Consider the following 23,550-nt stretch of genomic DNA (forward strand, 5'->3'; position numbering starts at 1 on the left):
GCTTTTGCTCCGGGAGCTTCCTCGCTCCGCTCGGCGATCTCCCTCCGCGCCGCGCAATGCCATCCACAAGTTTGCCTGCGGTTCAGCCAGACAATCGCTTGCTATCCACAAGATTGCTGCGGTTCAGTGCGGCAGTCGCTTTCATCCAGCGCAATGTACCAACAGGGGTAGCTGCGGGCAGACTGTCGGGCTGCAAATCACCCGTCGCACTGCCATCAAAGAGGTGGCTGTCCAGAGTCGCGGCGCTCCAAAGTGCGTCACAATAGGACATGGATTCTGCCGAAAATCGCTTTTTCGGCAGAATGGCAAATTGAAATACGAAAGTATTTTAAATCTATTCTTATTTAGTCCAGAACATGAGGGCGACCTTTGTCTGCACACTTTCCTGCACACGGCCGTCACTGCTCAGTTCCGCCAGCCTGCGGGTCAGGCTTTCCTTTTGCTGCGGCGTAAGCGGCCCCATGCTTTCAAAGTAGCGCAGATATATGAGTTCCGCTTCTTCCAGGCTGCTGTCGCTCTCCCACGCGCGGTCCATATATTCCACTTCTGGGTAGTATCCCATAAGCCAGAGAAGATTGAAGGCGCAATAAAAACTGCGGCTTACTCGCTCCTTGTGCGCGTCCCAGTCCACCAGCGGCTTCAGTTGGTCACGTACCGAGTGACGGGTATCAATCTGGCTTATTATGCAGCAGGAGCCGCAAGAGGCTGCGACCATTTTTTCCAGGGCAGCCTTGTCATTGACTGCCGGAGTTCTGGAGGCAAGAACCAGTTGAAACCGGTTTCGCCACCTCAGAGCATCCAGATCGGCAGTGCCCCAGTCCAGCACCTGAAAATGCGCGTTGGCGCACCCGTCCCGCGCGGCGTTTTCCCTGGCCAGTTCTATCATGGCGGGGGCAATGTCAAAGCCCTCCACGCGACCCACCAGAGGGGCCATTTCAAGCGCGTGGCTGCCAGGGCCGCAGCCGATGTCAAGCACGGACGCCGACGGATCAAGTCCAGCCTTGCGGGCTATATGCTCCACAAGCAGACGCCGGTGTTCGCGTGAGGCATCACCCCGGATGTGATCGTTGAACGAAGGTGCGCGTTTGTTCCAAAAATCCGCCATGCCGGTTCGCTCCGGCTGGTAGTCTACCCAAAGCTCTTCAAAGGTACGCATGGTTAGTGGCATGATTCAGCCACCATATTTACCTTTTGCCCACCGTGGCCAAAAATGGCTTCACAGTTGTCGTTCTTGAGGGCTGCACTCATTTTTTCAGCGTCAACCACAACCAGACCCGAAAGGGAGCGCACACCATGCGAGAAAAGCAGGGGGTTCATGGGCGTGCTGGGGCCCACCATGTACACCTTGGCCTTGGCGCTCAGTTCCAGCAGCCGGGTGATGGTTTTATTAATAAAGGTAGTGCCAGTAATAAAAACAAGGTCTTGCTGCGGCAAAACATATTCCGCCGCAGTGTCCGGCAAATCCCCAGGTTGGGGGTGGCGCTCAAGTATTGAAAGTTCACAGTGCGGGCGCAGCCGCGCAAGACCGGGAAAATGCCCGACAACGGTTACTTTTTTGCCCTTTGCCTCTGAAAGAAAAAAGTCAAAGGCGTCCCCGTGGCGACTGTCCAGAGCCGTACGCAGGGGGCTTGGCTTTACAAGGGCCAGGGTGTTGTTGGCGGCGTTCAGGGCGGCCAGGCCGATGGCGGCGGCGTTGAAGTCCCAGGACTTGATCATTTCCGCCACCCGGCGCAGGGGCTGGCCCACCATGTCCTGACAGGACTGGGCAGAGTCGGACGCACCCGGAGCAGGGGAAAAATACTGCGCCATACCTATGCCGCCGCTGTCTGCTTCCACCATGAGCCAGTGTTTGCCGCATGTGAAGGATTTGACCAGAGCGGTCTCAGGCACGGAGCCAAGCAGTGCGTCATACAAAAACCAGCGGTCAGTCATGGCAAACCTCAAGAGGGCGATAGTAAGCGCCATCGGCACAGGCGCGGCAGTATGTCTTGCCGTCCCGCAAAACTTCCTTGCAGTCCAGCACATCTTCGCCACAGGCGGCACAGGTGCACACGCGAACAGGCGGACCAGGCAGTTCGCCTTCCGGCATGTCTATGTGCACTTCCTGCCAGGCAAAGATGTCATCATCAGCGTACTTTTCCCAAAAGGCTATCTGCTCCTGTTTGGGAACATCGTGGGGAGGGCGGTCGGATGTGGTCACGTGTACCCTGACAGCCCGGCCGCTTTTAAGGTCAAGAAAAGACATGGCGGTTTTGCCATATCCATAGACCTTGACCCGCCTGCGTCCCAGAGTCACGCCTGTGACCACATGGGAGGCATCAGCCACGCATCTGTCTGTTTCCAGAAAAATAACAAGATCCCTCAGGTTGTCTTCGGGTTTCAGGTCAAGCAGACGCAAGGCCATAAGGGACATGCGTATGCCCAAGACCTGCCCGCTACAAATGTGACCGTGGTACTTCTCAGCCTTTTCAAGGAATGGTGTGATGTTTGTCATAGCCATACTGTAGTTGTGGTGTATGATATAGTTGCATAAACCTGACCTGTGACACGAAGCCTGTCAATGTATTGTGGGGGGATAAGTGTATACTCTGTATTGTTATAGCATTGTTTGCGACATGTCACGCCTTAGTTAAATTTTAATAGTCACGCTTTTTCAGTAACCGAGACTATTGTGTTGGCGAAAGGTGTATCCACTCCATTGGCTTTATCAGTGGAGCGAACGCTGCTCTGGCGGGCTGGGGAAGATATGCATTGAAACGGAGCGCTGCCGGCACGAAGGCTGTAGTTAGAGCCGCCCAGCACAGACACATTTGGAGCGAAGTATGTTGGGGGGCGGGCATTCTCTACGTTCAAGGCATGCCCGTTACGGCGCTTGACTCGCGGATAACCAGCGTTGACGTCTATCCGGCGGACACCAGCGGGGAACCGACGTTCTGCGCCATACTAAAATACAAGAAGCGTTTTAGGGGGTGGGGGTGTGGGGGAGGAGACCCTTTTGCAAAAGGGTCCCTCCCCCACAAGGCATTTCAAGCTATCTGCGGCATGTCGCCATGGGGCGGTTACCGCAACCTGAAGATGAAGGGCAGTTCTACCAGGGTGTTCACCGGCTGGCCCTTGAGTTTGCCGGGGGCAAAGCGCATGCTTTTTGCCGCCTTGAGCGCCGCTTCCTCGAAATACCCGTCCGGCGTCGCGCTGACGACCTCGCAGTTGCAGGGCTGGCCAGAGGCGTCCACCACCAGGCGCACCTTGACGGAGCCCTGAATATTCATGCGCCGGGCCCTGGGGGGATATTCCGGCTCAATGCGCCGGGTAATGCTGGGGCGCTGATCCAGGACATCGCAGGCATAGGCGTCGAACCCGCCCACGGTGCGCGGCTGCGGCCCTGCTGGCCCGGCTGCCCCTGCTGGCCCTGCCCGAACTGCCGTGGTGGCCGTGGCGGCCGGGGCCGAAGCCGCCGGAGTGGCCGGAGCCGGGGCGGCAGGAGAAGGCTGTGCAGTCGAAAGGGATGGTTGCGCAGGCGTGGCGGCCTCCTTGGGCGCGGCCGTATCGCTCTTTTTGGGACTGACCTTTTTTGCCTCCGGCTTCGGTGGCGCGGATTTGGCGGGACGGGCATCCGGGTTTTGCTGCGCCAGTTCCGGCGAAGGCAACGGCGGAGGCTGTGGCGCGGGCTTTTCCGCCACAGCGGGATCGGCGGGCGCGGCGGGCGCGGCAAGCGGCGATCCGGCGGCCGGAGCAAACTCGGCAAGCGTCACGCGGTACACTCTTTCCGCCTTGATTGGCGCTTCCCTGCCCGGCAGCAGCAAGCCGCCCAGCAGCAGCGCGTGCATAGCCAGAGAAAGGGCCAGGCCCATGCCACGTTTGTCAGACAGTGTCGTCATGAGCGCCTTTCCTGGTATTTCAGCGTCGAACTTCACCCTGTATTCCACTCGAGCACCATCAGAGTGCACTCCTGCATAACAGGCCCGTTCTCCTTAAAAAAGAACATGGGGCTGACCGTCAATGGTCTGCAAACGGACTGCGATGCCGTATACGCGGCCAAGGTCATGCTCATTCAGCCCCGATGTCGGCCCCTGATATGCCGGGCGTCCCTGGTGCAGGAGCATGGCATGCTGCGTGTAGCGTAGCGCATAGCTCAGGTGGTGCAGCACAATGCACACGCATATGCGGCGGGTTACACAGATATCTGTAATTGTTTCAAGTAGTTCAATCTGATTGCGTATGTCCAGGTGGTTGACGGGCTCGTCCAGCAGAAGGACGGGAGCTTCCTGCGCAAGGGCGCGGGCTATAAGCGTTTTTTGCAACTCGCCGCCACTGAGGCTGGTGACGCACTGTTTTTCCAGATGGATGAGATGCAGTTCTTCAAGGGCGGCCTGTGTTTTCTGGCGGTCTTCCATGCCGGGCCGCCAGCCCATGCGCGACCTGCGCCCCAAAAGCACGGCATCAAAAACGCTGCACGGCACGGGCTGGGCTGTCTGCGGCAGGTAGGCCACGGCTTGCGCGCGCTGGCGGCGGTTCAGGCCGGAAAGGTCGGTTCCTCCGTACAGCACGCGCCCGGATGTGGGGCGTTCAAGCCCGGCCACAATTCTGGCAAGGGTGCTTTTGCCCGCGCCGTTGGGGCCGATGAGGGCCATGCAGCGTCCCGGCTCAAGGCAAAAGGATATGCCGTCAAGGATGGTTTTGCCGGAGCGCGCCACCAGGGAGATGTTTTCGGCCTCAAGCATGCGCCCTGGCCCCTTTGAAAAGAATGTACAGAAAAATTGGAACCCCGGTGAAGGCGCAGACAATGCCCACCGGCAACAGGGCGGGATAGATGACGGTCTGGGCCACCAGATCGGCCGCCAGCAGAAAACACGCGCCAAACAGGGCGGAGCAGCCCAGCAGAAAAAAATGTCCGGCGTGGGGAAAGAGGAGGCGCACCATGTGGGGCGCCACCAGGCCCACAAAGCCGATAACTCCGTAAAAGGCGGTGGCAAAGGCCGCCATAAGCGAGGCCATGAGCAGGGTAGCGCAGCGCAGCCGCAGTACTGACACGCCCAGAGCCGCCGCCTGGGCATCGCCCCAGCGCAGGGTGTCATAGTCCAGGTTCCGGCGTAGGGAAAAGACGAGGCCCTCCAGCAGCACGAGGCCCACCAGAGCGACCTCGCGCCAGCTTCCCCTGCCCAGATCGCCAAAGCTCCAGAACACGGTGGCGGCCACCTGGCTGTCAGAGGCGAAAAACTGCAAGGACATGGTGGCGGCCCCAAAGAGGGTAGACAGGGCCACCCCCGCGAGAATAAGCCCCTGCGGCCCCATGCCCCGCATCATGCTGAAGGCCAGTATGAGCAGGCCCGCGCTGAGGGAACCTGCCAGCGCGCCCATGGCCACAGTGCTCAGTCCCGCCAGGCCGCCCGCCAGCCCGCCAGCCATGGGCAGAATGACCATGGAAAAGCTGGCTCCAAAGGCGGCCCCCTGTGAAAGCCCGAGGGTAAAGGACGAAGCCAGCGGATTGTTGAGCACATTTTGCAGCATGGTTCCGGCAAGAGCCAGGGACGCGCCGACGGTCAGGGCGGCGCAGACCTTGGGCAAACGCAGGTGGAGGACAAAATATCGTAAGGATTCGTCGCCGGAAGCGCTGAACAGGGCGGCCCAGATGTCGGCCCACGAGCGCGAAAGCGCACCCATCTTTATGCCCGCCAGACCCAGCAGCACGGCCACAGCCAGCAGTGCCGCCGCTGAAAAGGCGCGCGCGCGGGGGCCATCCCACGGATGGGAGCAGCAGTGCCCTTTTTCGGCCGCAAAAAGCGGGGCATGGGGGCTGCCGCAAAGGGCATGGGGGCTGATGCTGTGGGCGTGCGGGCTGCCGCAATGTCCGTGGGCCCGCAGGGCCGCGTCGCTCTGGCCGCCAGTGGGCTCCCTACCGGGCATAGTCCAGCCCCTGGGCGGTCAGTTGCAGTCTGCCCGGCCTGCCGGTAACGCGCACCATGTCTTCGTACAGGGGGCGGCCATTGAAAAGAATGAATATTTCATCGGCCAGCGCCTCGGGATCAAGGTCGGGATACCTTCGGGGGTAGGCTGCCTTGGCCATGAAAAAGGCATTGATATACAGCACTTCAGGATTGTTGAAATAGGCCGTGTGGGGCAGCAGCAGCCAGGTGTTGCCGCTTGTGAGGGCCGTGAGGCGTTCATAATACCCCCGCTCGCTGCCCAGCGCCTGGCGTATGAGCGGCAGCCCGTTGCCGTCTATGAAGATCAGGGGCGGGTCGGCAGCCAGCAGAAATTCCCTGTTGATGAAAAAATGTCCTGATTGACCCATGCCGTCGGCCATGTTTTTTACGCCCGCAAGCGTGAAGGGCAAGAAGTCGGCGGCCGTGCTTTTGATGTCCTGGTTGCCCCTGTAGGAAAGCCCGCCCACGTAGGCTTGCGCCACTGCTTCTTCGGCCGGGGCGGGCAGGCGTGTGGCCAGGGCGCGAATACCCGTGACCAGCTCATGGGCGCGTTCTTCCCTGCCCAGGATGTTCCCGGCAAGGAGGATGGACTCAAAAAAAATCTTACTGTCAAAGGCTGGCTGTCCCTGACTCAGGGCAATGACCGGTACGCGCAGCTTGCGCTGGAGCATGTCCGGCTCTGACGGATCAGTGGAGACGATAAAGACCACATCCGGATTGAGGCCCACAATGCGTTCATAATTGGGCACGCGCACGGCCCCGGCCTTGCCGACCACGGGCAGGTCCTTGAAGCGCTCGCGGTTGCAGAGCACATAGGGCTTGGCAATGACGCTCTTGTCGATGTCCTCCACGCCCACGATCCTGTCCTGCTCGCCAAGGTAGGTCACAAAGGCCATGCTGCTGCCAAGGGCGATAACGCGCCGCACGTTTTGCGGTTCCGGCACTTCCACAACGCGGCCCATGGCATCGGTGACGGGGCGCGCCCCGGCAGGAGCCGCGCCCGTCAGCAGCGCCAGAGCCAGCAGGAGCAGACTCAGCGTTTTTGCCATATGATCATCTCGATGACATAGTCTGTGCGCTCCACATACTGGCCTTGTTCATCCTTGAAGGCCTCCACGTGCGCTTCCACAAAGCGCGGGTCGGGTTCCGCGCCGTATTCACGCAGGGTGGTGAGGCAGACGTCCACCAGATCCTCACGGCTTTTTGCCACCACCCACTGGCCCTTGACCGGTATGGCCGTGTAGGGCACGCCATTGTGGTCAAGCCAGGCGCGCATGTCCTGGGCATTGTTGAAAATTTTTGGGGCAATGTTGTAATGCTCGTGCAGGCCCTGCATGACGTTGGAAAGCATGCGGTCTGAAAAGCCCATAAAAACCACCTTGTCGGCGGCATACTGCATGAGCTTTTCTCTGCTTGCGTCGCTTTCAATGGCTGGCGTCATTGAGGCGAAAACAACGTCAAAGCGCTCATGGGCAGAAAAGTCATCCCAGCCGGAGCATACGGTGGTGATGTTGGTGATGTTCATGGCGGCGGCGTCTTCGCGCAGCAGGCGCAGCATCTCGTCGGAAACGTCCACCGCCGTGACGTGCTCGGCCATGCGCGCCAGGCGCAGGGTGTACATGCCGCTGCCGCAGCCCACGTCCAGAATGCGTTTCTTGGTGAAATCCACGCCATTTTCCATGGCGTGGCGTAGCATCTTGGCCTCGTAGGTATGGTCGCCTTCCTCAAAACGCGGGAAGGTGCGCGAGCGGGCATTCCAGAATTCACGCTGCTTTTGCTGTTTTTCGTCTACAGTTCCCATTTGATGCTGACTCCTGCGTTGATTCCCAGTGCCGGGTATCCCCAGGCTTCTTCATACTGGGTGTTGGTGATGTTGTCTGCATAGGCTTCAAGAGTAAGGTATTCGTCCACCCTGTAGCTGAGGCTTGCGCCAAGGGTAGCGTAGTCGTGCAGCGTGCCCTTACGCAACTGCGCCGTATTGACGTAGTAGTTGCGCTGCCCCACATAGGTCAGCACGGCGTCAAGGGTGAACTGCTCGTTGATTTTCCAGGTGGTTCCAAGGGTTCCCTTCCAGTCCGGGATATATTCCAGCCTGTCCATCACGCCGTCGGGGTCGGCAGGATCGTTGGTTTTTTTACTGTCCTGCCTGGTGACGGCGGCGTTGACCGTCACAGTGTCCAGCAAGTCATAGCTGCCGCTCAGCGTGGCCCCGTATATTTCGGCGTCGATATTATAGGCGGCCCAGGCCTGATAGCCCGGCGACCGGTTCACATAGACGGGTTTGTGAACGATGTAGTCCTGAACGGTGTAGTAAAAGCCGGAAAGCTTGAGAAAGCCCTTGCCTCCGAAGCTGTACTTGTAGGCAGCGTCAATGCCGCGCGCGGTTTCGGGCTTGATGTCCTTGCCCACCAGATAGGGCACGTTGACCGTGGCGTCCCGCGATGCTGCCTGCGAGTTCCAGTACAGCTCCGGGATGGTGGGTGTTCTGTAATTCTGGTACAGCGCAAGGGAGGCGGACTGGTGTTCGGTAAAATCATACGTGAGCATGATCTTTGGGGAAAGCTGCGAGTTTAAAAGATGTTTGTCCTGCCCTTCAGGGCTGTAGCTGAAACTGTCGTAGCGCAGGCCCACATCAAGACGCAGGCTGTCGGTGACGGAAAATTTGTCGGCCAGAAAGGCCCCCGTAACCGTGGCGGGCCTGCCCGCCTCCGAGGAGTCCATCTTGCCGGTCCACTTGTTGGCCCCGGCCTTGTTGTAGTTTTCATCCACATATTCAACGGTGATGGGACCGGGAGTCAGCCTTTTGTACTCAACGCCCGTCATGAGCTCATGGCCGAGAACGGTGACGCCCGTTTTGAACTTGAAGCCGTAGGTATTGTCCACGATGACGTTACGGTCCAGCACGAGGTCGCCGTTTCTTGTTTGGGAGGGATTGAAGGTATCGGGTTTTTGCGTCTTTAACTGCATGCGGGCGTCAACGTCCGCATAGTTTTTTTCACGGCGGCTTTCGCTGTTCTTGAAACCGGAAACTTCAAAGTAGGCGGTTTCAAGAAACTCCTGCCGATAGGTGAAGTCCATAAGGTGGCGGTACTTGGTCCAGTGCGCGCCGTCGCCGATAACCGTCATGGAAGGCGTGGGCGATCCGCCGGCAAAGCTTTCGCCGCTGGCCGTGGGGTAGTTGGAGTCAATGGCGGTATTGTAGCCGGGCACATCCGGATTGGCGTCGCTGGCGGGGTTGCCGTCGTTTCTGTTGCTGCGGATGAGCCCGCGCCGGGTCTGGCTGTAGTTGTACCCCAGGGCGAGTTCTGCCCGCCACGGCAGATCCACATAGAGCTTGGGGTTGAAGTGGAAGGAGTCGTAGTCGTTGTTGCGCAGAAAGGGGTCGGCGTGCTGATGGCTCAGGCCCACGCTGAGGCCGACGGCGTTGAACTTCTGGGCATAGCTGCCGCGCACATTGTGAAAATCGTAAAAGTCCTTCCAGCCGCCCATGGTGGCGTAGGTGCTGAAATGGGGCTGCTCCGTGGGCCGACGGGTATAGGCGTTGATGACCCCGCCGAGGGCGCTGTTGCCGTATTCAACCGAGCTGCCGCCCTTGATGACCTCAATCTTTTCGATATTGTCCAGCGGGATGGTGCCAAAGTCAATATAGTTGCCGCCGGACATGCCCGTGGAACTGATGTTGCGGCCATCAAGGTTGAGCATGATTCTTTTGGACTCCATGCCGCGTATGGAAATGATGTCGCTGCTGTCTCCCATGGCGGCCTTGCGTTTGAAGGATATTTCAGGGTCGCGCACAAGATAGTCGGCCACGTTGTTGCTGCGGTTTTTTTCCACAACAATGGCGGTGGTTCTGTCCAGTGTGTCTTCTTCCATACGTCCGGTAACCTTTATGGGGTCCAGAACAAAGACATCCTGCATGAGGTTGTCGGACCCGGCCGCGATCCCCGCCTGGGGAAGGGACACGACTGCCAGCAAGCACAGACTGAGGGGAAGTTTCATGCATACTCCGAGCCGCGCCTGTGCTGAAGGTTGGTGTCAGTCCTGCGCATGTGATGTTTTTTAAAAAAGTGCTACCGACACATGGAAAAAAGGCTGCGCTCGGCAGCCTGTCCACCCCATATTTTTGCTACCAGCGCCGGTGGTACTGATGCTGGCAGTCCAGGCAGACCTTTTTGCCGTCCTCAAGGCGCAGCATGGGCTCGGCCACGCCCTCGCCGCAGACTTCGCAGGCTATGGTTGCAAAAATGCGGGGAGCTTCCGGGATTTCATAGTCCGGGGCGGCCGCGCTGAACATTTTTTCAAGGGGCATGTCCATAAGGGTTTGCTGCCATTCATCCCGGCTGGCCTGCTCGCTTTTGTTGGCTTGCAGGCACAGGCGCAAGGAAGCGCCGTTTTCACGGTCAAAAAAGGAATAGGCGTGTTTGCCGCGTGGGCGCGCCACAAGATTGCCCTTGCCCGCCGAACAGCCGAGCAGGCATTGGATGGCGTCCACGCCGCAGGCGTCGTTTTCCGTAACGCAAATAAGCTTGCCGTATGCGGCCTTGCCAAGCACGGGGTGGGCCATCACAGCCTCCACAGCGCGTAAACCGATGACAAGGCCGGGGCAAAGATGCCCGTGAAAGCTCACGGCCCTGTTGAGCCTGTCCGAAGCTGATTGATCCATGTTGCCTCCTTGTATGCAGCCCCTGCATGACAGTTTCTGCCTGCAGTTTGCCTTTGCATGGCAGTTTTGCCCACGCCTTTCCCTCTTGCTCGCGCACCCGGCCATTCCCGCTGCAGCGGCTTTGTGGCTGTGTGGATACGGCGGTACGGGCCTTGAGCAATTCCTAGTAACACAATTTGAATTATCGTAACACGTAAGACAAAGCTTGGCAAGAAGTCTGAGCTTCTTTGCCATGCATGCTGGCGGCCCACTCGGGCGGCAGGATTTGGCGGTGGCAGCGGCGGAAATGTCGCCAAAGGGGCGTGTGCGGGGGGGGGCTTGGCACGAGGACGAAAAAAAGCCCGGAGGAGGCCTCCGGGCTTGTGCGTTGCGCATGAAGAAGAATCAGCAGCAGGTCTGGGAAACGCAGATTTATTCCGCTTGGCGGCGTTGCTTCACTTTTTTTGAAACAGTCGAGGACGGAAGAGTCCACTCCTGCTTCAAAAAAAGATCGCGCCTTGCCAAACGAAACAACTGCGCGTTTCCAAAAAGGCTCTTTAGTTGGTGTTTTCCTTGAGCTCTTGCATGAAACCTTCGGGCACTTCAAAGCCGAGCTTTTGGGCCGTTTCTGCCGCTTCCTTGGCCTTGGCATGCTCGCCCTGGTCAAAATAGGCCAGCGCAAGGTTGTTCCAGGCAGGGGCAAAGGCGGGTTCTTTTTTGATGATGGCCAGGCACTGTTCTTCGCAGGCCTTGAAGTTGCCCTTCATGAAATAGGCCGTGGCCAGGGCGTTTTGCGCCTGCACAAAGTTGGGGTCCCACTTGAGGGCCTTGTTCAGGGCGGTGATGGCTTTGTCGGGCTCGCCGCGCTGCAGGTGCACAAAGGCGATGTTGCCCCACGGCACGGGGAACTTGGCGCGGCAGTTGGCGGCTTCTTCATTGTAGCGCAGGCAGCCGTCAAGGTCGCCGCGTTCAAGGCAGATGCCGCCAAGCTGCACGTAAGCCTCGGCCAGGTGCGGCGAATTGCGCACGGCCTCCAGAAAGGATTCTTCAGCGGCCACAAAGTCGCGCTTGCTCAAAAGGGCCAGGCCCAGATTATAGTGATGGTTGGCGCATTGCTCGTTTCCGGCAATTTCCGCCTTGAGGTCTGCGATATACTCGTCCAGATCGTCGTAGCGAGCTTTCATTGGATGTGTCCTTCTTTTTTCAAAAGATCATGGTACCAGCGGCAAAAGTCGAAAATGCCCATGTATTTTTCGTCTTTATTGATGACGCCCAAGGCGCATTCCATAGCGCCCTTGCTGTAAGCCTTGCCGTACGGGCCATTTTTGGCCGCATCACGCAGAAATTCGTTGATAAGCTGTTGCGTCGTGCGCTTTGAGATGTCCGTGCGCAGGTCTAGAGGATCATTGGGCTTCTGGAAAGGATCCCAGTTTTCATAGCCCAAACGGTCCACAAATTTGCGGCGGCGCGGATTCATGCGGTCATAAATCTCGCGCTTGAGCTTTTCCTGCTCTTCGTTCAGTTCTTGCGGCGTGCCGTCCCGAAAGACGGTGGCGGGTATGCTGCCGTACATGCCGTACTCCTTGCTGTGCGCCAAAAACGTCAGTGGGCGTGCAGTTCCGGTTTGCGCCGGATTGGCCGCAGCCACGCCCGCGCGCACGGCGGTTGCGGCTGTGCTTGCCAGCGACTGCTTAATCTTCTTTTTTGGCGGGGCCTATGCCAAGATACGCCTCGTCATAGCGGGTCAGCAGCGCCATGGACAGCGGCACATAGACTTCATGCAGTTCCTTGAAGCGCGACTTCGCGGCAGTGGCGATTTCCTTGCTCAGAGCTTCAAGTCTGGCCTGCATCTTGTCCATATGCACCGTGGGGTAGGAACGGCCCTTTTCAAACGCCGAGAACCCGCATACGTGCCCCTGACCGCCAATGGCCGTGGGCACGCCGTAAAGCCGACAGGTTATGGGCCTGGCTTCATACAAAAGGCAGCGGTCTTCATCGTCCAGCAGCGGACAGCGCATCTTGACTTTGGCGGCTACGGACATGATGGCTTCGGGGCTTTCGCCGTCCTTCTCAGCGCGGTACAGGTCGCGCTTGAGGCGGGTGATGTGGCGGTCCAGTTCAGAAGCGCGCTCAAGAATGGCCGAGCGTTCGGGACCGTAATTGAAAGCTTTTTCAAAGGCCCTGTGAATATACATGGCCTCCACCAGCGAAAGGTCGAACATGGCGTGGCAGCAGTCGCTACAGCCTTCCTTGCAGGTCACGCACTGCGGACATGCCTCCCGTACCCGGTCAAAGAGGGTGTCGGCCTCAGCCCGCAGGTTTTCATAACGGGCGAAAATGTCGGTCAGATCAGGGATCATGGTCATCCTGTGGCTGTGCGGAAGGCGCGTACGGGCCGTCCGGCAGGTGTGCGGCAGGGCGCAGGCGGAAGATTTGCCCCTTGTTTTTGCAGGCGTTCTGGCCAGGCCTGAACACAAAGCCCACAAGGCGTATCCGGTGGCGCCCGGCGAAGTGTACGGGATTTCAAGGCTGGCTGTGACCCGCAGGGAAAAATCCCGCGTTTCGCCTTGTATGTAAGTGCCGCCTGGCGCGCGTGCGTCGGGCGGCACAACACTCAGTCTGTGACTGGGTCAGCAATGGAATGCCGAACGGCCTTCCACCAGTACCTTAGTTTTCTTCAATGGTAATGGCGCTGACTTCACAGACTTCGACACAGGATTCACAGCCGAGGCATTCTTCAGCGTTCACCGGTTCGGACTTACCGTCCTTGATTTCATAAACTTCAACGGGGCAAACATCCACGCATTCGCCACAGCCGATGCACTTGTCCACGTCAACATTCACATTGTAACCCATGATGTCCTCCCAATAGGTTGTCTTGCTTGATTTCACAAGCGGGTAAAATTAGCTTGTGCAATTGGATAGCTTTAGCCTACCCCCCTGTCAAGTGCCCTTTGTCCTGCGCCTGAAAAGCCTCGCCATGCGCTGGTTTTCAGGCGTATGGGCTGTAAGGGGCTCAAAATGGTGAAGCATCGCCATACCCCGCAGGAATATGGCCAAAGGGGCGTAATCCGGCCTCTCAGGGCATTATTCTGGCGTAATAGCCCTTGCCGTTGCGCATGACCTGCAAAAGCACCTGCCCGGCCATGCGTTCGCGCCGGAATGCCTGCAACAGGTCGTCCATCTCGCGCACAGGGTTGGCCCCCACAGCGGTGATAGCATCGCCCTTGCGCAAGAAATTTGAAGGCCCCTGCTTGTTGACGCTGTTCACCACAACGCCGCCGGATGTCTGCACCGCACTGAAACCCCAGCGTTTTTCCATGAGGGCGCGGGCGTTTTCGTCCGTAAAGGGCGCGGGAACAACCTCGGCAGTCACGGCCCGGCCGTCCCGGCGCAGGCCCAGGCGCAGCTTTGCGTCTGGGGTCTGGTTGCGCAAAATATCAAGATAGTCGCGCCGGTCACGCACGGGCGTCGCATTGATGGTGTCCAGGATGTCGCCTGGGCGTATCTGGGCCTTGTCGGCAGGAGTGCCGGGAAAAACCATATTGACCAGCACGCCGCGCGCGTTCTTGAGCCCCAACGCCATGGCGGTTTGCACGTCCACATCCTGCACGTCAAGCCCGAGCCACAGGGGAGCGACCTTGCCGCTGTCCACAAGGTCGGCCATAACCCGGCGGGCCTTGTTGACGGGAATGGCAAAGCCTATGCCTTCGGCCCTGGCGTCCACGGCGGTGTTGATGCCGATAAGCACGCCCTCCAGATTGAGCAGGGGGCCGCCGCTGTTGCCGGGATTGATGGCCGCATCGGTCTGTATGAGGTCGGTGAAGGCGCTGTTGCGGTTGCGTATGGTGCGCCCCAGCGCGGAAACCACGCCCGTCGTGACCGTATGGCTGAAGCCGAAGGGGTTGCCGATGGCAATGACGGTCTCGCCCGGCAGCACGTCGTCAGAATCTCCAAGCTTCACGGCCGGAAGATTTTGCGGGGCCCTGATCTCCAGTACGGCTATGTCGAAATCCGGGTCAGCCCCCCGCACGATGGCGGGGAACTCACGCCCGTCAAGCAGGCGTACCATGACTTCGTCGCCGCCCGCGATAACGTGGGCATTGGTGAGCACGAGCCCCTTTTTTCCGTCAACAATGACGCCTGTTCCCAGGCTTTCACGCTTCTGGTTGCGGGGGTAGGGGTTGCCGAAATCCGGGCTCAATCCAAAGCCCGGGCCGAAAAACTGTTCCAGGGGCGAAAGATATTGCCCCTGAACCATATGGGTGCTGGTGATATTGACCACAGCCGGAGCAACGGCCTGCACAGCGCGGACCACAGGGGTCATGCGCGGGCTGTTTTCCTGAGGGGCCGCGCCTGCCTGGGCAGGGGCAAGGGTAAGCAGTCCGCCGGAAAGAAGCGTCAGCAAGGTCCAGTAGAGTGCCCAGGACAAGGTGCGGTGGATGCCGCAAAAATGTCGCTGCCCGCACATGGAGCGGACCTTGGAGGGAACGTGAGCATATAAGGTTGCGAGAGTTTGAGTCATTGGCGAGAGTCCTCGGTTTCGTATGGCCTTACAATAAGCACCCACTGGCGATGGTAAAGGGCGTCCAGGCATATTCTCTCTGTTTGCCGTCTCCCGCCCTTGCGCACGGAAAGGGGAAAGGCTAGATAAAAATCATGAACGACACCACTTCACAGCTTTTTTCATCCCCACCGGCACTTGAGCGTATTTTCCCCGACCTGCATATTGAACCTTTGCGCCAGCAGGACCTGGATGCGGCCCAAGCGCACCTTGACGACCTCACCAAACCCAGAGGCAGCCTCGGCAGGCTTGAAGACCTGGCCCGCAGGCTCTACGCCATGCGCAGGGGGCAGTTGCCGCTGCGGGTACATCCTGCACTCATGCTTACCGTTGCGGGCGACCACGGCGTGGCGGCCCAGGGCGTCTCGCCCTTTCCTCAGGCCGTGACGCGTCAGATGGTGCAGAATTTTTTTGGCGGCGGCGCGGCCATCAACGTGCTGTGCCGCAGCATGGGCATGGAACTGCGCGTTGTGGACGCCGGTTGCGCTGGCGGCCCGTTTGCGCCGAATCCCATGCTGCTGGACTGCCGCCTCGGTGACGGCACGGCGGACATGACGCTTGGCCCGGCCATGAGTGTGGAAACCTGCCTCAAGGGGTTGCGCGCGGGCGTCAAACTGGCTCATGACGCCGCGGACAAAGGGTATCAGTGTCTTGGCGTGGGGGAAATGGGCATTGCCAACTCCACTTCGGGCACGGCCCTTTACTGCGCGCTGCTGCACCTTGAACCGGAGGTCATGGCAGGGCCGGGGGCGGGGGCCGATGCGGCCATGGTGCAACACAAGGCCAAGATAGTGCGCAAGGCCCTGGACGTTAACGGAAAAGCGGTGCGCAGCGGCGATCCTGTGGAAATTCTGGCCGCCCTTGGGGGCCATGAGATTGTGGTAATGAGCGGCATCATGCTGGGCGCGGCCTCGCGGCGCTTGCCCGTGCTGGTGGACGGCTTTATTTGCAGCGCGGCCTATGTGGCGGCTTTGCACATCTGTCCGGTTCTGGCCGAGTACGCTGTGCTGTCTCATGCCTCGGCAGAGCAGGGGCACGGGCGGGCGCTGGCCCGGCTGGAAGAGGCCGCGCCCGAGCACCGGCCCTTGCTGCACCTCGACATGCGGCTGGGCGAGGGCACCGGGGGAGCCGTGGCCTATGGCCTGTTACGCTGCGCCGCCGATATCTATAATGATATGGCTACATTCAGCGCTGCCGGTGTGGCGGAGCAGACATGCTGACCATGACAGACGGCGCCAGGGGGGACTTGGGCTCGCCACGCGAGGACGGCGTGACGACAAATTCCGTTGCGTGCACCACCATAGACCCCCCCGAGGGCCTCGCCGCAGACGCTACTGCGGACTCTACCGCGGGCCTCACCGCAGACGCTGTCACAGCCCCCACCGATGGTTCCGCCGCTGTCCCCGGCGCAGTTCCTCTGCTTGAACTGCGCGAAGTTTCACGGCATTTCGCCGTCAGACGGGGTTTTTTTGCCGAACAGCGCCTTCTTACGGCCGTGGACGCCGTGAGTCTTCGTCTTTATCCTGGTGAAAGTCTGGGGCTTGTGGGCGAATCGGGCTGCGGCAAATCGACTCTGGGGCGGCTTGCCTGCGGTCTGCTTGCACCTTCAAAGGGGCAGGCGCTGCTTGGCGGCAGGGATTTGCCCCCGGCCGGGGCCAACAGTTGGGCTGCCGGGCAGATTCAGATGGTTTTTCAGGATCCCTTTTCTTCGCTTAACCCACGGCTTTCCGCCAGGGCCTCCATTGCCGAACCTCTGGCCGCACGCAATATCCCTAGGGCCGAACGCCTCCGGCTGGCTGACGAAATGCTTGCCACCGTGGGGCTTGAAGGTATGGGGGGAAGGTACCCTCACGAATTTTCGGGCGGCCAGCGTCAGCGCATAGCCGTGGCACGCGCGCTTATCACCCGACCCCAGGTGGTGGTGTGCGATGAGCCCGTGTCCGCTCTGGACGCCTCGGTGCAGGCGCAGATACTCAACTTGCTGCGCGACGTGCAGGAACACTTTGGCCCGGCCTACCTTTTCATTTCGCACGACCTTTCCGTGGTGGGCTTTTTGTGCAGGCGTATCGTGGTCATGTATCTGGGGCAGGTGGTGGAGGAAGCTTCAGCGGAGCAGCTTTTTTCCGGCGCGGCCCACCCCTACACGCAAGCGCTCATGGCCGCCATGCCCACGGGCGAAGGCGGGGGCTATCTTGCCCCGCCGCTGGAAGGCGAACTGCCAAGCCCTCTGGACCCGCCGACTGGCTGCCGCTTTCACCCCCGTTGCCCAAAGGCGCAGGATATTTGCCGCCGTGAGGCTCCGGCCTGGAAGGAGCGCGCCCCGGATTGGCGGGCACGCTGCTGGTTTGCCTGACACGCGCCGGGCAGGGCGCTCGAAGCGCGGGCTGAAAAAACCGTTTTTCCTGTTTTTTCACCGAATGAAAAGTCGGCTTTCAGACATGCCTGAAAGCCGACGTTATTTTTACCGCGCCGGATTGGCCACGGGCTTTAAAGCAGATAAAATTTACGCTGGTATGATGCCCGGCGAATACTGCCTCTGGCCCCTTCAAATCAGAAAACCTTTTGTGTCATACGTAACCACAATAAGAGTTTTAGGGGGTGGGGGTGTGGGGGAGGAGACCCTTTTGCAAAAGGGTCCCTCCCCCACAAAGTATTTCTAACCTAACCGCCTAACCACCCTTGCGTTCCATTTCCGCACCGCGCGCGTCAGCGGCCAGTACGGCGTCAACCAGAAGGCCGGTGAGGCCCGCGCGGTCCAGCACGTTCACTCCGGCAATGGTCAGGCCGCCGGGCGAGCAGACGTTGTCCCGCAGCTGTCCGAGGGGAGAGGCGTCCTGCTCCGCCATGCGGGCCGATCCGGCAAAAAGGGCCGTGACCATCTGCCGTGACTGGGCGTGGGTAAAGCCCAGCGTCACCCCGGCCTGCACGAGCCCCTGCATCATGGCAAACACATAGGCCGGGCCCGCGCCAATGAGCGCGGAAAAGGCCGTGAACTTTTCTTCAGCCAGTTCAACGCACTGCCCCAGAGTGCCGAAAACCTGCAAAAGGCTTTGCTTGCTGCTTTGGGAGAGTTTGGGGTCTTCAAAGCACAGGGCGAATACGCCCATGCCCACCAAGGCGGGAGTATTGGGCATGCAGCGCACCACGGGGCAGGCGTTTTCGGCCCATTGGGCAAGGCTGCCGCTGGTGATGCCAGCAGCCACGGACACAAGAACCTTGTTTGCGTCAAGCGCGGGGCGCAGTTGCCCCACCACTTCGCGCATCTGGTAGGGCTTGACCGCCAGAATGATGATGTCCGCATTTTCGGCCACAGCGAGGGGGCTTGTCATGACCTGCACCCCTGCTTGTTCAAGGGGACGCATGCGCGAGGCTGTGCGGTTGTAGCCACACAAAGCGTAAGCGTCCGTCTGGTCCTGGTTATGGCCCGCGCTGCGGGCCAGCCCGGCCAGAATGGCTCCACCCATATTGCCGCAACCCACACAGCCTATGCGCATTGTCATGATTTACTCCGAAATTTCCAGGCCACTGAAGAAATAGCCAATTTCAAAGGCGGCGGTTTCCTGAGCGTCCGAGCCATGCACGGCGTTGGCCTCAATGCTCTGGCCGTACTTGGCGCGGATGGTTCCGGGTTCGGCCTGGGCGGGGTTGGTAGCGCCCATGAGGGCCCGCCAACGGGGCACAGCGTCTTCACCGCGCAGCACCACGCAAACCAGGGGACCGGAGGACATATAGTCCGTCAGGCTGTCGAAAAAGGGACGTTCGCGGTGGACGGCGTAAAAACCGGCGGCCTGGGTCTTGGAAAGATGCAACCTTTTGAGGGCCACGATCTTGAGCCCGGACGCCTCCATAGCCGCCAGTATTTCACCGGTGAACTGGCTTGAAACGGCATCGGGTTTGATAATGGCAAAGGTGGATTGCATCATGACACACTCCTTAATCTGATAGGTAGAAGGCGGGACGCCGCATACGCCCCGGCGCGCCCCTTGCGGCGCGCTGCCCGTCCGGTGCGGCTCCCCATTGGAGCCAGCGACGGGCAAAGTTGTTTGCATGGCGCTTGGGGGCATCCTCATGATGAGGATGCCCGGCGGCTACACGGGCAAAAGCCCGGAATGCGCTGCGCCTGATACTGAAAAATTGTCCTTGCCTGTGGCGCGGCTACTTTTAGCGCGGCTACTTTTAGCGCGGCCACTGTGGCGCGGCTACCGTGCTGGCGTCTCGGCCGTACCGGCAGCCTTTTCCTGCGCAAGGTGCCAGACCAGCCGCCGCAGGGGCACAAGGGCCACTTGCGCCTTGTCCTGCCAGGTTCGCAGGGCGCGCAGGGTTTCTTCATACGGGTGACCGATGGCCACCGCGTAGCCTCTGGCGCGGGCCTTTGCCGCCGCCTGATCCAGGGCGGACAGGATGGCGGGCGTCTGGCGGCGCGTATCAAGAAAAACGTCCCGCACGGCGCTTACCATGCCCAAGGCCCGCGTCTGCACACCCAACTGTGAATCCGGGGTGGTGAGGCTGTCCAGCACAAAAAAACCTCTGCCCTCAAGCCAGACGCACAGGTGGCGGCAGGAGGCCGCGCTGCTTGTGAAGGCCGATCCCATATGGTTGTTCAGGCCCATGGCCGTGGGCAAGGCTGAAAGATTGTCCTTCAGGGTTGCCCTGATCTGGCCGGGTTCCATATCCGTACGCAAGGCTCCCGGCCCGGGCTGCGGGCGTTTGCCGTCCGCTCTGGCCAGCGGCTCCATAGGCACATGGGCCATGACGTCGAGCCGCCGCTGTGCGGCCACATCCGCCGTTACACGCGCGTGCGGCGCGTGCGGCCAAATGGCCAGGGTTACAGGATAGGGCAGGGCGGCCAGGGCTTCCGCAGCGCTCAGGCTTTGGCCCATATCGTCAATAACCAGTGCAAGGGCGGGCCGGGGCAGAGGTGTTGCCAGGTCAGCCAGTTGCGCCTCGCGTCCAGGAAAAAGAAAGCGGTGCGTGAGACGGCCATTATCAAATATGTCCAGGCTTCCCGCATCTGTCCAGGCGAGACGGATTGCGCCGTCAGCAAGGTCTGGGCCAGAACGGTCTGGATCCGGTCGGTCTGGATCAGGCCAGTCAGCTCCTCTGTGGGCCAGGGCCGCGCCGCTTTTGGCGTTGAAAGCGTTTTCGCCATGCGGGCCGCCGGGGGCGGCCTCTTGAGCCGCGAGCTTTTGTCTTTCCGCCCGAACAGTGGCGTCTGGCCGGGCCAGCTTGTCCAGCAACTCCAGGCCGAGGCGCAGCGGAGCGCACGGACCTGTCACTGTATAGACGCGAACCGCCGGAGCTTCCGGCCTGGCGGCAGCGGGAAACCCGGTTGCCTGCCCCGACGCGCCAGCGGGTGCGCCGGTGGGTGCGCCGGAGGAGGCGCTGCGTCGCGCGCTTCCTGTCATGCCCCTGAGGTCGGCAGTGCCGTCAGGGCCATCGCCAGAGCTGCCGCCATATCCGCTGTCGGGGCCGCCCGCAACAAGGGGGGGCACAAGTTCCCGCCGCCAGCGGGCGGCAGGCAGCGTTCGCGGCAAAACCTCTTCCACCATCTTGTCCAGAGCGTCCAGTCTGGCCTGCGGATCGGCGGCATCACTGCCTGCTTGCGGCCTCTGGTCCGGGAGGCCAGCCACGGGGGCGCTGGCGGCATCCGTCACCGGCTGGTTTTCGGCAAAGGGGTCGGGCGCGCCACGGCCCACCCACAGGGCAAGGGCCAGACTGGCGGCCAGCCAGAGCCCTCCGGCAAGGGCCATGCGCACAGACGCGGAAAGCCTCCCGCCCGACCACAAAGGGCCAGTCTGGAGGCTTTCCGTATTATTTTTATGCAGCATGTGCTGTCAGGCGACGCCCGGCGTCAATCGGCCTTGATTTCACGCATCTTGGGCAGGCTTTTGACCATTTGCAGGCCCATGCGCAGCTGATTGTCACGCGCAAGCTGTTCCTGCGCGTCATTGGCCGGATTTTTGCCCTTGGCCGCCTTCTTGTCCGGTTTGGTTTCAAGGTGGCGGTTCAGGTCCTGCTCGCGCAGCATCATGCGCGGGTTATCCTTGTCGTCGTTGCGGGGCGCTTCAAAGGGAATTTCCAGATCAGGCACGATGCCTTCGGCCTGAATGGAACTGCCGTTGGGCGTGTAGTAAAGGGCCACCGTGAGCTTGAGGCCGGAGCCGTCAGCCAGGGGAATGATGTTCTGCACAGAACCCTTGCCAAAGGAGCGTTCGCCCACGATGAGGGCGCGCTTCTGGTCACGCAGAGCGCCAGCCACAATTTCAGAGGCGGAGGCGGAACCCGCGTTGATGAGAACAACCATGGGCACGCGCACGTCGTCGCCCTGCTTTTTGGCCGTGTACACACGCTCAGTGTTCTCGCGGCGGCCCTTGATGGAAACGATGGTTCCCTTGTCAAGGAAGGCGTCAGACACGCTTACGGCCTGATCCAGCAGCCCGCCGGGGTTGTTGCGCAGGTCGAGCACGATGCCCTTGATGCCGCCAGTGGCCTTGCTTTCTTTTTCAGCGGCCTTGAGGGCCTCTTTCAGTTCGTCAGTGGTGCGCTCGGAGAAGCGCGTGAGCCGCAGCCAGTAGTAGCCGTCTTCCAGCTTTTTGGACTTGACGCTGATGAGGGGGATGGCGTCACGCGTGATCCGCACGGTTTGCGGATTTTTGGATTCGTGGTGCAGAATGACCAGCTCAACTTCCGAACCCTTGGGGCCACGGATGCGCGACACCACTTCCTGGAGGGACAGTTCCTGAGTCGGCTGGCCGTTGATGGACAGAATGATGTCGCCCGGTTGCAGGCCGGCACGGAAGGCCGGGGTGTCCTCAATGGGAGTCACCACGGTAATCTGGCCGTTTTCCTGTGATATTTCTATGCCCACGCCAAAGAATTCGCCGGAGGTGGTCTCCTGCATTTCTTTGTATTCATCGGTGTTCATGAAGGTGGAGTGGGGGTCAAGCCCTTGCAGCATACCCTTGACAGCACCGTTGATCAGGTCACCCTGCGACACATCGCGAACATAATAACGCTCCACCAGATCAAGAACCTGGCTGAAGCGCTTGAGGGCATCGAATTTACTGGGAGCATCCTTGGTCTGCTCTTTGGCCGGCTCCTTGGCCGGTTCCTTGGCTTCGGCGCTGTGCGCCATGCCCTGGCACGCCAGAGCGACACCGAGGAACAGTGTAAAACTAAGTACAAATGAACGGAAAAGAAGACGCATATTGACGTTCTCCACACAGACTGAATGGACGTAAGGGGCACCGCAACATGGCGGTCCACGGCGCTGAAAAATGGGCGCGCGCCCCGTGACGCCAGAGCAGGACACTTGTGCCCAAACCAGCGTGCATCAGTCCATACTGAACTTTTTTGATGAAAAAGGCAAACCAAAAGGCTGGCATTACCGCATGGCTGGCCTGCCCGCGCCCGAACCGACAAGAGCGGAAGAACCTTGCGCGCAAATTGAAAGAGGGCCGCCGGCATCTGCCAGCAGCCCCCGCCCCCTTTGAGACTCTTTAACACATCGGATTTACTCGTGGCGGTCAGCGGGCGCATGGCCCGGATTTTCGCCTGAAATCTTGTGTGGTTGCTCCCTCTCGGCCAAGCGCCGCTTACGTGGTTGGGCCCGCTTGGGCGCGCCCTTTGTCAGCGTATCGCTGCCTGGAGCAAATCCTGCTTGAACGTCTTACTTGCAGCACTCGCTGGCGTTGAAAAAGGCAGCCGTGCCAGCGCCGCACACGGGGCAGGCGTCACAGGGGCCTTCGTGGGTGTAGCCGCAGACCTTACAGATGTAGTAGTCGGTCGCGGGCAGACCAGCGGGGTTTTCAAGGGCCTTTTTGTACAGGGTGGCGTGCACTTCTTCGACAGTGTTCACAAAGTCGAAATACTTGGCGATGGCGGTCTTGCCTTCTTCTTGCGCGTCCTTGATCATTTCGGGATACATCTTGGTGAATTCGTAGGTTTCACCTTCAATGGCCGACTTGAGGTTGGCCACAGTGTCGCCGATTTTGCCCGCGTTGCGCAGATGCGCGTGGGCGTGGATGGTTTCGGCGGCGGCAGCGGCGCGGAACAGCTTGGCAACCTGGGGCATGCCTTCTTTGTCGGCAGCCTGGGCAAAGGCAAGATATTTACGGTTGGCCTGGGATTCACCGGCAAAAGCCGTCATGAGATTTTCCTGAGTCTTGCTCATTTTTCACTCCTTACAGTGTAAATGTATTGTTGTTTGGTTTTATCGAGAACGATTCCTGTTTAACCAATAGCCCTGTGCTTGTAAAGCTTTTTTGCAACAATTTTACGTGTACTGGCTGTAACTACTGATATCTATATAAAATAATTATTTATTAATGGCAATTTTACGTTAGGGCAGTTTACGAATGAAATGAGTTGCCTACTCTGTAAGGATTTTCCTGAAAATCCTTGCCACGAAACGCGGACAG

The 23,550-nt window shown here is 59.9% G+C and carries 22 protein-coding genes; 2 read left to right on the forward strand and 20 right to left on the reverse strand.

Annotation, left to right across the window (positions count from 1 at the left end):
- Positions 1-340 precede the first annotated feature (340 nt).
- From DESU86_RS11395 to DESU86_RS11465, 15 genes are all read right to left on the reverse strand, one after another.
- Complete coding sequence (locus tag DESU86_RS11395) at positions 341-1,168, reverse strand: class I SAM-dependent DNA methyltransferase (protein ID WP_179981152.1); 828 nt, start codon at positions 1,166-1,168, stop codon at positions 341-343.
- Positions 1,159-1,932 carry a DUF364 domain-containing protein gene (locus DESU86_RS11400; protein WP_179981153.1) on the reverse strand — a complete coding sequence of 258 codons (774 nt, stop codon included), beginning with the start codon at positions 1,930-1,932 and terminating at the stop codon, positions 1,159-1,161. Before DESU86_RS11400 ends, DESU86_RS11395 begins: the two co-directional genes overlap by 10 nt.
- Positions 1,925-2,494, reverse strand: a complete 570-nt coding sequence (locus DESU86_RS11405) for an FmdE family protein (RefSeq protein WP_179981154.1) — start codon at positions 2,492-2,494, stop codon at positions 1,925-1,927. The genes DESU86_RS11400 and DESU86_RS11405 overlap by 8 nt, the downstream gene beginning before the upstream one ends.
- Positions 2,495-3,059: 565 nt before the next feature.
- The gene (locus DESU86_RS11410; RefSeq protein ID WP_179981155.1) at positions 3,060-3,878 is read right to left on the reverse strand and encodes an energy transducer TonB; all 819 of its coding nucleotides are present in this window, start codon (positions 3,876-3,878) and stop codon (positions 3,060-3,062) included.
- Between the two features lie 93 nt (positions 3,879-3,971).
- Positions 3,972-4,721 (reverse strand): ABC transporter ATP-binding protein, encoded by a 750-nt coding sequence (locus tag DESU86_RS11415; RefSeq protein ID WP_179981156.1) that lies wholly within the window; start codon positions 4,719-4,721, stop codon positions 3,972-3,974.
- A complete protein-coding gene (locus DESU86_RS11420) occupies positions 4,714-5,904 on the reverse strand; it encodes a FecCD family ABC transporter permease (RefSeq protein WP_179981157.1) in 1,191 nt (396 codons plus the stop codon). The genes DESU86_RS11415 and DESU86_RS11420 overlap by 8 nt, the downstream gene beginning before the upstream one ends.
- A complete protein-coding gene (locus tag DESU86_RS11425) occupies positions 5,894-6,973 on the reverse strand; it encodes an ABC transporter substrate-binding protein (RefSeq protein WP_179981158.1) in 1,080 nt (359 codons plus the stop codon). Before DESU86_RS11425 ends, DESU86_RS11420 begins: the two co-directional genes overlap by 11 nt.
- Positions 6,958-7,725, reverse strand: coding sequence for a class I SAM-dependent methyltransferase (locus tag DESU86_RS11430; RefSeq protein WP_179981159.1), 768 nt, complete (start codon positions 7,723-7,725; stop codon positions 6,958-6,960). Before DESU86_RS11430 ends, DESU86_RS11425 begins: the two co-directional genes overlap by 16 nt.
- A complete protein-coding gene (locus DESU86_RS11435) occupies positions 7,713-9,923 on the reverse strand; it encodes a TonB-dependent receptor plug domain-containing protein (RefSeq protein WP_179981160.1) in 2,211 nt (736 codons plus the stop codon). The genes DESU86_RS11430 and DESU86_RS11435 overlap by 13 nt, the downstream gene beginning before the upstream one ends.
- 127 nt (positions 9,924-10,050) lie before the next feature.
- Complete coding sequence (locus DESU86_RS11440) at positions 10,051-10,587, reverse strand: FmdE family protein (protein ID WP_179981161.1); 537 nt, start codon at positions 10,585-10,587, stop codon at positions 10,051-10,053.
- Positions 10,588-11,123: 536 nt separating this feature from the next.
- Positions 11,124-11,750 carry a tetratricopeptide repeat protein gene (locus DESU86_RS11445; RefSeq protein WP_179981162.1) on the reverse strand — a complete coding sequence of 209 codons (627 nt, stop codon included), beginning with the start codon at positions 11,748-11,750 and terminating at the stop codon, positions 11,124-11,126.
- Complete coding sequence (locus tag DESU86_RS11450; protein ID WP_179981163.1) at positions 11,747-12,139, reverse strand: hypothetical protein; 393 nt, start codon at positions 12,137-12,139, stop codon at positions 11,747-11,749. Before DESU86_RS11450 ends, DESU86_RS11445 begins: the two co-directional genes overlap by 4 nt.
- Before the next feature lie 118 nt (positions 12,140-12,257).
- Complete coding sequence (locus DESU86_RS11455) at positions 12,258-12,926, reverse strand: YkgJ family cysteine cluster protein (protein ID WP_179981164.1); 669 nt, start codon at positions 12,924-12,926, stop codon at positions 12,258-12,260.
- 307 nt (positions 12,927-13,233) lie between these two features.
- On the reverse strand, positions 13,234-13,422 hold the full coding sequence (locus DESU86_RS11460) for a ferredoxin (RefSeq protein ID WP_179981165.1): 189 nt from the start codon (positions 13,420-13,422) through the stop codon (positions 13,234-13,236).
- A 223-nt stretch (positions 13,423-13,645) separates the two neighbouring features.
- Positions 13,646-15,091 (reverse strand): trypsin-like peptidase domain-containing protein, encoded by a 1,446-nt coding sequence (locus DESU86_RS11465; protein WP_179981166.1) that lies wholly within the window; start codon positions 15,089-15,091, stop codon positions 13,646-13,648.
- 134 nt (positions 15,092-15,225) lie between these two features.
- Here DESU86_RS11465 and cobT point away from each other — a divergent pair, with 134 nt between their 5' ends.
- Positions 15,226-16,350, forward strand: coding sequence for a nicotinate-nucleotide--dimethylbenzimidazole phosphoribosyltransferase (cobT, locus tag DESU86_RS11470; protein ID WP_179981167.1), 1,125 nt, complete (start codon positions 15,226-15,228; stop codon positions 16,348-16,350).
- On the forward strand, positions 16,344-17,483 hold the full coding sequence (locus DESU86_RS11475; protein ID WP_332068190.1) for an ABC transporter ATP-binding protein: 1,140 nt from the start codon (positions 16,344-16,346) through the stop codon (positions 17,481-17,483). The genes cobT and DESU86_RS11475 overlap by 7 nt, the downstream gene beginning before the upstream one ends.
- Positions 17,484-17,799: 316 nt before the next feature.
- On the opposite strand, the gene proC is transcribed toward DESU86_RS11475, so the two are convergent.
- The 5 genes from proC to DESU86_RS11500 form a co-directional block, all read right to left on the reverse strand.
- Positions 17,800-18,630: a pyrroline-5-carboxylate reductase gene (gene proC, locus DESU86_RS11480; RefSeq protein ID WP_179981168.1), complete on the reverse strand. Its 831-nt coding sequence runs from the start codon at positions 18,628-18,630 to the stop codon at positions 17,800-17,802.
- A gap of 3 nt (positions 18,631-18,633) precedes the next feature.
- Positions 18,634-19,053: a nucleoside-diphosphate kinase gene (ndk, locus tag DESU86_RS11485; protein WP_179981169.1), complete on the reverse strand. Its 420-nt coding sequence runs from the start codon at positions 19,051-19,053 to the stop codon at positions 18,634-18,636.
- 276 nt (positions 19,054-19,329) lie between these two features.
- Positions 19,330-20,958, reverse strand: a complete 1,629-nt coding sequence (locus tag DESU86_RS11490) for a divergent polysaccharide deacetylase family protein (protein ID WP_232088349.1) — start codon at positions 20,956-20,958, stop codon at positions 19,330-19,332.
- Positions 20,959-20,981: 23 nt separating this feature from the next.
- A complete protein-coding gene (locus DESU86_RS11495; protein ID WP_179981170.1) occupies positions 20,982-22,337 on the reverse strand; it encodes a S41 family peptidase in 1,356 nt (451 codons plus the stop codon).
- Between the two features lie 462 nt (positions 22,338-22,799).
- Positions 22,800-23,303 (reverse strand): rubrerythrin family protein, encoded by a 504-nt coding sequence (locus DESU86_RS11500; RefSeq protein WP_179981171.1) that lies wholly within the window; start codon positions 23,301-23,303, stop codon positions 22,800-22,802.
- Positions 23,304-23,550: the final 247 nt, after the last annotated feature.

The sequence above is a fragment of the Desulfovibrio sp. 86 genome (assembly GCF_902702915.1).
In the GTDB taxonomy this organism is placed as follows: Bacteria; Desulfobacterota; Desulfovibrionia; order Desulfovibrionales; family Desulfovibrionaceae; genus Desulfovibrio.

Excerpts from the sequence above, each read along its gene's own strand:
- DESU86_RS11395 (WP_179981152.1), bottom strand. The coding sequence starts at position 1,168 with ATGCCACTAACCATGCGTACCTTTGAAGAGCTTTGGGTAGACTACCAG.
- ndk (WP_179981169.1), bottom strand. The coding sequence starts at position 19,053 with ATGATGCAATCCACCTTTGCCATTATCAAACCCGATGCCGTTTCAAGC.
- DESU86_RS11445 (WP_179981162.1), bottom strand. The coding sequence starts at position 11,750 with ATGAAAGCTCGCTACGACGATCTGGACGAGTATATCGCAGACCTCAAG.
- DESU86_RS11500 (WP_179981171.1), bottom strand. The coding sequence starts at position 23,303 with ATGAGCAAGACTCAGGAAAATCTCATGACGGCTTTTGCCGGTGAATCC.
- DESU86_RS11475 (WP_332068190.1), top strand. The coding sequence starts at position 16,344 with ATGCTGACCATGACAGACGGCGCCAGGGGGGACTTGGGCTCGCCACGC.
- DESU86_RS11410 (WP_179981155.1), bottom strand. The coding sequence starts at position 3,878 with ATGACGACACTGTCTGACAAACGTGGCATGGGCCTGGCCCTTTCTCTG.
- cobT (WP_179981167.1), top strand. The coding sequence starts at position 15,226 with ATGAACGACACCACTTCACAGCTTTTTTCATCCCCACCGGCACTTGAG.
- proC (WP_179981168.1), bottom strand. The coding sequence starts at position 18,630 with ATGACAATGCGCATAGGCTGTGTGGGTTGCGGCAATATGGGTGGAGCC.
- DESU86_RS11495 (WP_179981170.1), bottom strand. The coding sequence starts at position 22,337 with ATGCGTCTTCTTTTCCGTTCATTTGTACTTAGTTTTACACTGTTCCTC.
- DESU86_RS11460 (WP_179981165.1), bottom strand. The coding sequence starts at position 13,422 with ATGGGTTACAATGTGAATGTTGACGTGGACAAGTGCATCGGCTGTGGC.
- DESU86_RS11450 (WP_179981163.1), bottom strand. The coding sequence starts at position 12,139 with ATGTACGGCAGCATACCCGCCACCGTCTTTCGGGACGGCACGCCGCAA.
- DESU86_RS11440 (WP_179981161.1), bottom strand. The coding sequence starts at position 10,587 with ATGGATCAATCAGCTTCGGACAGGCTCAACAGGGCCGTGAGCTTTCAC.
- DESU86_RS11425 (WP_179981158.1), bottom strand. The coding sequence starts at position 6,973 with ATGGCAAAAACGCTGAGTCTGCTCCTGCTGGCTCTGGCGCTGCTGACG.
- DESU86_RS11455 (WP_179981164.1), bottom strand. The coding sequence starts at position 12,926 with ATGATCCCTGATCTGACCGACATTTTCGCCCGTTATGAAAACCTGCGG.
- DESU86_RS11400 (WP_179981153.1), bottom strand. The coding sequence starts at position 1,932 with ATGACTGACCGCTGGTTTTTGTATGACGCACTGCTTGGCTCCGTGCCT.
- DESU86_RS11420 (WP_179981157.1), bottom strand. The coding sequence starts at position 5,904 with ATGCCCGGTAGGGAGCCCACTGGCGGCCAGAGCGACGCGGCCCTGCGG.
- DESU86_RS11405 (WP_179981154.1), bottom strand. The coding sequence starts at position 2,494 with ATGACAAACATCACACCATTCCTTGAAAAGGCTGAGAAGTACCACGGT.
- DESU86_RS11430 (WP_179981159.1), bottom strand. The coding sequence starts at position 7,725 with ATGGGAACTGTAGACGAAAAACAGCAAAAGCAGCGTGAATTCTGGAAT.
- DESU86_RS11490 (WP_232088349.1), bottom strand. The coding sequence starts at position 20,958 with ATGCTGCATAAAAATAATACGGAAAGCCTCCAGACTGGCCCTTTGTGG.
- DESU86_RS11435 (WP_179981160.1), bottom strand. The coding sequence starts at position 9,923 with ATGAAACTTCCCCTCAGTCTGTGCTTGCTGGCAGTCGTGTCCCTTCCC.
- DESU86_RS11415 (WP_179981156.1), bottom strand. The coding sequence starts at position 4,721 with ATGCTTGAGGCCGAAAACATCTCCCTGGTGGCGCGCTCCGGCAAAACC.
- DESU86_RS11465 (WP_179981166.1), bottom strand. The coding sequence starts at position 15,091 with ATGACTCAAACTCTCGCAACCTTATATGCTCACGTTCCCTCCAAGGTC.